Origin of the sequence: Streptomyces sp. N35 (assembly GCF_016464295.1) — a bacterium.
Classification (GTDB): Bacteria; Actinomycetota; Actinomycetes; order Streptomycetales; family Streptomycetaceae; genus Streptomyces.
This window is the reverse complement of record NZ_JAEIMH010000067.1, coordinates 46874-53823: the sequence shown is the minus strand read 5'-3', so window position 1 is coordinate 53823 and position 6950 is coordinate 46874. Positions and strand designations below refer to the sequence as shown.

The window sequence follows — 6950 nt, the reverse complement described above, 5'->3', positions numbered from 1 at the left end:
GGTGCGCCGACCCCTTGGCCTGCTCCATGAAGACCGCGCAGTCCTGCTCGTCCGGGGTCATCAGATTCGCCCCGCCGCGATGAAGCCGAAGCCCACGACGATATTCCAGTTGCCGAGCGCCTCGATGGGCAGCCGGGTGTCCGTGACGTAGAAGATCACGATCCAGGCGAGGCCGATGAGGAAAAGTGCCAGCATCACCGGGGCGACCCAGCTGCGGTTGGTCAGCTTGATGGCGGTCGACTGCTTCGACGACGGCGGCGGCGTGTAGTCGGCCTTCTTGCGGATACGTGACTTCGGCACGAGGGTCTCTCCTGTCGATGCGCTGCGTGGCCGCGCAGGGAACGTGTTGTGGCTGGCCGCGCCGAGCGGGCGGGGCACATATGAGCGGGCGGGGCACGTATGGGGGACCACTTGCTTCCCCCGGGCGTCCGTTAGCGTAGTGCTTCCGCGGCGCCGTAAGGAGTAAGGGTACGTTGAGCAATTCTGCCGACAGCCCCGACGAGGGCCGCCGATCGGGGCGGCGGCCGGTGAGAGTGCTCACCGCGGGCGTCTTCGCGCTCGCCGGGCTCATCTTCGTCACGAGTTTCAACACCGCCAAAGGCACCAATATCCGTACGGATGCCTCGCTGCTCAAGCTCTCCGACCTGATTCAGGAGCGCAGCCACAAAAACGGCCGGCTCGAAGAAGATCTCGGTTCGCTGCGCGACGATGTGGACGCGCTCGCCGCGCGGGACAACGGCGCCTCCGCCGAGGAGGAGGCCAAGCTCAAGGCGCTGGAGAAGGAAGCCGGCACCAAGAAGCTGCGCGGCGACTCCGTCTCCGTCACCCTGGCCGACGCCCCGCCGGACGCGACGGCCAAGCTCCCCGGCTACCCCGAGCCGTCCCCGAACGACCTGGTGATCCATCAGCAGGACCTCCAGGCCGTCGTCAACGCCCTGTGGAAGGGCGGCGCCGAGGGCATCCAGGTCATGGACCAGCGGCTGATCTCGACCTCCGCGGTGCGCTGCGTCGGCAACACCCTGATCCTGCAGGGCCGCGTCTACTCGCCCCCGTACAAGATCACGGCAGTCGGCGACCCCGGGAAGCTCAAGAAGGCGCTGAACGCCTCCCCCGAGATCCAGAACTACCTGCTTTACGTGAAGGCGTACGGCCTCGGCTGGAAAGTCGACGATCCGGGAGCAGTGACTCTTCCCGGCTACTCGGGCACAGTGGATCTCCATTACGCGAGCCCAGTCGAGTAACGAGCCAGTCGAACAACGAGCCAGTCGAACAACGAGGTAGCCGTCCGTCGGGGAGGGACCGGCCCGTGTCGGTACGTGTGATCGTCAGGACCTTCAGCGAACTGTGCATCACCTTCGGCGCGTTGATCGTGCTGTTCGTGACGTATGTCCTCTATTGGACCGGCATCAAGGCCGACGCCGCGATGGACAGCCAGATCGACCAGCTGAACGACCGCTGGGCGAACGGCGCGATGACCAGCGCGGAACTCGAAGCCGCGGGCGGCAGCAGCGGGGTGGCGGACGACGAGAACCCGCCGCCGCCCGAGGCGTACGAGGACGGCAAGCCGTTCGCCGTGATGTACATCCCGCGGCTCGGCGACAACTGGACCAAGCCCGTCCTGGAGAACACGAAGACCGGCACCCTGAAGAAGGGCCTCGGGCACTACGCCGGCACCGCGCAGCTCGGCCAGAAGGGCAACTTCGCGGTGGCCGGCCACCGGCGCACGTACGGCGACCCGTTCAAGGACTTCCCCAAGCTGCGCAAGGGCGATGCGGTGGTCCTGAACGACGGGCGGACCTGGTTCACCTACCGGATCGACACGAACAAGCCGTACAAGACGCTGCCCGGGGACGTGGCCGTGATCGATCCGGTGCCGCGCAAGTCCGGTTTCGACGGACCTGGGCGGTATCTCACGCTGACGACCTGTGAACCGGAGTGGGGGCACAGCCACCGGCTGATCGTCTGGGCGCATCTTGATTCCACTCAGCCTGTGGACGCCGGGAAACCCGAGGCGCTGCGCCGTTAGGCTGGTGGCGTACGTCAACGGAAGGGACGGGCGTACGTCTACGGAAGGGACAGCATGTACGGCTGGATCTGGCGGCAGCTGCCGGGCAATGCCTGGCTGAAGGCACTCCTCTCGCTCGTGCTGGTGCTCGGCGTGGTCTACCTGCTCTTCCAGTACGTCTTCCCGTGGGCGGAGCCGCTGCTTCCGTTCAATGACGTGACGGTCGACGAAGGCATGGGGGCCGTGGCTCCGGTGGGGCCGGTGGCCTTGTGACCTCGCGCACCACTCGCGTCCTCGTCGTCGACAACTACGACAGCTTCGTCTTCAACATCGTCCAGTACCTGTACCAGCTGGGCGCCGAATGCGAGGTCGTGCGCAACGACGAGGTGTCCACGGCACACGCCCAGGACAACTTCGACGGTGTGCTCCTGTCGCCCGGCCCCGGTGCGCCCGAACAGGCCGGTGTCTGCATCGAGATGGTCAAGCACTGCGCCGCGACCGGGATTCCGGTCTTCGGCGTCTGCCTCGGCATGCAGTCCATGGCCGTCGCGTACGGCGGCGTCGTGGACCGCGCGCCGGAGCTCCTGCACGGCAAGACCTCGCTCGTACGGCATGAGGGCGCCGGTGTCTTCGCCGGGCTGCCCTCGCCGTTCACCGCCACCCGCTACCACTCGCTCGCCGCCGAGCCGGCCGCCTTCCCGGCCGAGCTCGAGATCACCGCGCGCACCGAGGACGGCATCATCATGGGCCTGCGCCACCGCGAACTTCCGGTCGAGGGCGTGCAGTTCCACCCCGAGTCCGTGCTGACCGAGCACGGCCACCGCATGCTCGCCAACTGGCTGGTGCAGTGCGGCGACACGGAGGCGGTGGCCCGCTCGGAAGGCCTCGCACCCGTCGTGGGCAGGGCCTCGGCGTGACCTCCACGCGCCCCGAACAGGGCGGTTCCCCGCATGACGATGCGTACGGGGACCGTGCCTCGTTCGAGGCCGCGGTCGACGGGCTCGACGATCCGCTGAACGATCCGCTGCCGGGCCGGCACCCTTCGCCCTGGTTCCGCACGGCCGCTCCCCAGCCCGAGGCACCCGCCGCCCAGCCGCAGGAGGAGTGGTACGACCCGCAGGGGCACCAGCGGGACTGGTACGGGGAGCAAGGGCCGGGTCCCACGTCGTACGGGACGGGGTACGCGGAGGGGGCGGCGTACGGCTCCTCGGCGGACGGCTCTTCGTACGGCTCCGCGCACGGTTCCGCTTACGGCCCCGGGTACGACAGCCGGTACGACAACTCCCAGGCGTACGGCGGCACACAGAACCCCGCGTACGACACTCAGCCGCCCACGTACCAGGACCCGATATCCCAGGCCGCCGCCCACCGGCCGCCCGTGGACGCCGCCGCCTACGAGGCGATGTACGACCGCACGCCGTCGATGCCGGCCGTCTCCGGCGAGACCGTGAGCCTGGGCGCCACCGCGCCGCCGCCCGTGTCCGGCGAGACGGTCGGGCTGCGCCGGCCCGCCGCGGACGGCTCGCGCCCGAGGCACACCGCCGCGGACACCGAACGCCCCCGCGACGACGAGACCGTCGGTCTGCGCGCCTCCGACACCCGGCGGGCGGCCCTCAAGCGCCAAGTGCCGGGCCTCTCGCGCCTGGAGGCCCGCCGCGCCGAACGCGCCAAGCGGCCGAGTCCCGCGGTGCTCGCCAGCCGCGCGCTCGGCGAAGTGTTCATCACCATCGGCGTCCTGATGCTGCTGTTCGTCACGTACCAGCTGTGGTGGACGAACATCCTCGCCGGACAGCAGGCGGGCGCGGAGCGCGACAAGATCGAGCAGAACTGGGCGAACGGCAAGGGCAAGCCCGGTGCCTTCGAGCCCGGCCAGGGCTTCGCCCTCATGCACATCCCCAAGCTCGACGTGGTCGTGCCCATCGCCGAGGGCATCAGCAAGCCCAAGGTGCTCGACCGCGGCATGGTCGGGCACTACGGCGAGGAGAGCATCAAGACCGCGATGCCCGAGGACAAGAAGGGCAACTTCGCGGTGGCCGGCCACCGCAACACCCACGGCGAACCGTTCCGCTACATCAACAAGCTCGAGCCGGGCGACCCGATCGTGGTCGAGACGCAGAACACGTACTACGTCTACAAGATGGCGAGCATCCTGCCGCAGACGACGCCCGACAACGTCTCGGTCCTGAACCCGGTCCCCAAGGGTTCGGGTTTCACCAAGCCGGGCCGGTACATCACGCTGACCACGTGTACGCCGGAGTTCACCAGCACGTATCGCATGATCGTCTGGGGACAGCTGGCCGAGGAACGGCCTCGCGACAAGGGCAAGCCCAGCGCGCTGGTTGAATAGACCGCACATCTCATACGGCAGATCGCGTACGGCCGTACGGCACACAGCAGACCCGGCGCCCCAGGCGCGCGGGACGACGGGGCAGGGAGACAGTGGTAGCCACCGACCAGGGGGAGCAGACGCAGCGCTCGGCTCCCGCACGGGCCCGCCGCGGCCGCGGACCCATCGCCACGGCGGTCATGGTCTTCGGTGAACTCCTCATCACCGCGGGCCTGGTGCTCGGCCTGTTCGTCGTCTACTCGCTGTGGTGGACGAACGTGCTCGCCGACCGCGAGGCCCAGAAGCAGGGCGACGCCGTACGCAACGACTGGGCCGGCCGCGATGACGGCGGCCCCGGCGCCCGGGACACCAAGGGCGGCATCGGCTTCCTGCACGTACCGGCGATGAAGAACGGCGAGATCCTGGTCAAGAAGGGCACCGACCTCAAAACGCTCAACAACGGTGTCGCCGGGTACTACACGGACCCGGTCAAGTCCGCGCTCCCCGAGGCCGAGAACGGCAACTTCACGCTGGCCGCGCACCGGGACGGGCACGGCGCCAAGTTCCACCACATCGACAAGCTCGACAACGGCGACGCGATCGTCTTCGAGTCGAAGGACCGCTGGTACATCTACAAGGTCTACAAGACGCTCCCCGAGACCTCGAAGTACGACGTGGACGTCCTGAACGCGGTCCCGAAGGCGTCGGGCGTGAAGAAGCCCGGCCGCTACATCACGCTCACGACCTGCACGCCGGTCTACACGTCGAAGTACCGGTACATCGTGTGGGGCGAGCTGGAGCGCGTCGAGAAGGTGGACTCGCGGCGGACACCGCCCAAGGAACTGCGTTAGCGCAAGCCCTGCCCCTAGCCCTCCAGAGAGTTATCCACAGGCTGATCCACAGCTCTGGATAAGTAAGCACACTACTCAGCAGATCTGTGGATAACTCTTCCGAGGTTGACGCCGGTACGACTGCGCGTGGGCCATTCGCGGGCACGTACACACCTTGCCCTTGCTGGGCAAACCCAGGTCAGCGACAAGGGGCACGTACGTTCCCCACGTAATGCACAAGATCCGGCACTCGCTGTGGATAATTGCGCGCTCAGGTGAGCTCGGAGGTCCGGATCAGGATGACGGCCACGGTGATCAGCAGGACCAGAGCGCAGGTGCCCCACTGGATGAGGGCGCGGCGTTCGCGGGGTGCGTGGACCATTCCGTACGCGACGAGGGCACCGGCGACGAGGCCGCCGACGTGGGCTTCCCAGGCGATGCCGTTCATGGTGAAGGTGAACAGCATGTTGATCGCGAGCAGGATGATCACAGGCCGCATGTCGTACCTGAGGCGTCGCATCAGGACCGCGGTGGCACCCATGAGGCCGAAGATGGCACCGGAGGCGCCGAGCGAGGGCTGGTTGGGGGCGGCGACCATGTAGGTGAGCGCGCTGCCGGCGAGGCCCGAGACCAGATAGAGCGCGATGAAGCGGGCCCGTCCCAGCGCGGCTTCCAGGGGTTGGCCGAGCCACCACAGGCCGAGCATGTTGAAGCCGAAGTGCCAGATCTCCTGGTGCAGGAACATCGCGGTGAAGAGCCGGTACCACTGGCCCTCGGCGACGCCGACGATCTCGAGGTTCTGGTTCAGCGCACGGCCGATCAGATCCAGTTTGTCGACGAGTTCGTCGCCCATCGCCAGGACCGCGATGAACACCGCCGCATTGATCCCGATGAGGATCTTGGTCACCAGGTTCTGGTCCGCCGCGACCGTGCCGCCGGTGATGGTCCGCGGCTGGTTGGCGGTGGGCGCGTGCCCCGTCCCCGACCCCTCCCGCACACAGTTGGGGCACTGGAACCCGACCGACGCACTGATCATGCACTCAGGACAGATCGGCCGCTCGCACCGGGTGCAGCTGATCCCCGTCTCCCGGTCCGGATGCCGGTAGCAGCCGGGCAGGCCTGAGGCGCCCTGGGGTTGCTGCGGGCTGCCTGGCACCTGGTCCATGGGGTCCCCTCAATCTCCGTACGAAGGCATGGGAAGCAACGACACCGCCCCGCTCATCCTTACGGATGGGCGGGGCGAAATGGTTCCCTCAGCGCTTCTCTACGACGACGGACTCGATGAGTACATCGCTGACCGGACGGTGTGTCGCCGGGTTGATGGGCGTGGCCGCGATGGCGTCGACCACCTTGCGGCTGGGCCCGTCGACGACCTCGCCGAAGATGGTGTGCTTGCGATTCAGCCATGTCGTCGGGGCGAGCGTGATGAAGAACTGCGAGCCGTTGGTGCCCGGCCCCGCGTTCGCCATGGCCAGCAGATACGGGCGGTCGAAGCGCAGCTCGGGGTGGAACTCGTCGGCGAACTCGTAGCCCGGGCCGCCGGTGCCGTTCCCGAGCGGGTCGCCGCCCTGGATCATGAAGCCGCTGATCACGCGGTGGAAGGACGTGCCGTCGTACAGCTTGTCCGTGGACTTGGTGCCGGTGGCCGGGTGGGTCCACTCCCGCTCGCCCGTGGCGAGCTCGACGAAGTTGCGGACCGTCTTGGGCGCGTGGAACGGCATCAGCCGGATCTCGATCTCGCCCTGGTTGGTCCTGAGGGTGGCGTACAGCTGCTCAGCCACGATGTGCC

Annotated in this window: 9 protein-coding genes; 6 read left to right on the top strand and 3 right to left on the bottom strand. The window is 67.8% G+C overall.

Annotation, left to right across the window (positions count from 1 at the left end; all coding sequences use genetic code 11):
• Positions 1–60: 60 nt before the first annotated feature.
• On the bottom strand, positions 61–300 hold the full coding sequence (gene crgA / locus JAO81_RS30390) for a cell division protein CrgA (protein WP_199551170.1): 240 nt from the start codon (positions 298–300) through the stop codon (positions 61–63).
• Positions 301–473: 173 nt separating this feature from the next.
• Here crgA and JAO81_RS30385 point away from each other — a divergent pair, with 173 nt between their 5' ends.
• The 6 genes from JAO81_RS30385 to JAO81_RS30360 all read left to right on the top strand — a co-directional run bounded on the left by JAO81_RS30385 (position 474) and on the right by JAO81_RS30360 (position 5182).
• Positions 474–1241 (top strand): DUF881 domain-containing protein, encoded by a 768-nt coding sequence (locus tag JAO81_RS30385; RefSeq protein ID WP_199551169.1) that lies wholly within the window; start codon positions 474–476, stop codon positions 1239–1241.
• Between the two features lie 65 nt (positions 1242–1306).
• A complete protein-coding gene (locus tag JAO81_RS30380; protein ID WP_199551168.1) occupies positions 1307–2026 on the top strand; it encodes a class E sortase in 720 nt (239 codons plus the stop codon).
• 54 nt (positions 2027–2080) lie between these two features.
• Complete coding sequence (locus JAO81_RS30375) at positions 2081–2278, top strand: hypothetical protein (protein WP_199551167.1); 198 nt, start codon at positions 2081–2083, stop codon at positions 2276–2278.
• Positions 2275–2922, top strand: a complete 648-nt coding sequence (locus JAO81_RS30370) for an aminodeoxychorismate/anthranilate synthase component II (protein WP_199551166.1) — start codon at positions 2275–2277, stop codon at positions 2920–2922. Before JAO81_RS30375 ends, JAO81_RS30370 begins: the two co-directional genes overlap by 4 nt.
• Entirely contained in the window at positions 2919–4352 is a 1434-nt protein-coding gene (locus tag JAO81_RS42920) for a class E sortase (RefSeq protein ID WP_307813860.1), read from the top strand. The genes JAO81_RS30370 and JAO81_RS42920 overlap by 4 nt, the downstream gene beginning before the upstream one ends.
• A 92-nt stretch (positions 4353–4444) precedes the next feature.
• Positions 4445–5182 carry a class E sortase gene (locus tag JAO81_RS30360; RefSeq protein ID WP_307813859.1) on the top strand — a complete coding sequence of 246 codons (738 nt, stop codon included), beginning with the start codon at positions 4445–4447 and terminating at the stop codon, positions 5180–5182.
• A gap of 250 nt (positions 5183–5432) precedes the next feature.
• Here the strand turns inward: JAO81_RS30360 and JAO81_RS30355 are convergent, their stop codons facing one another.
• Positions 5433–6326 (bottom strand): rhomboid family intramembrane serine protease, encoded by an 894-nt coding sequence (locus JAO81_RS30355; protein WP_199551165.1) that lies wholly within the window; start codon positions 6324–6326, stop codon positions 5433–5435.
• 88 nt (positions 6327–6414) lie between these two features.
• Positions 6415–6942: a peptidylprolyl isomerase gene (locus tag JAO81_RS30350; protein WP_307813858.1), complete on the bottom strand. Its 528-nt coding sequence runs from the start codon at positions 6940–6942 to the stop codon at positions 6415–6417.
• Positions 6943–6950 lie beyond the last annotated feature (8 nt).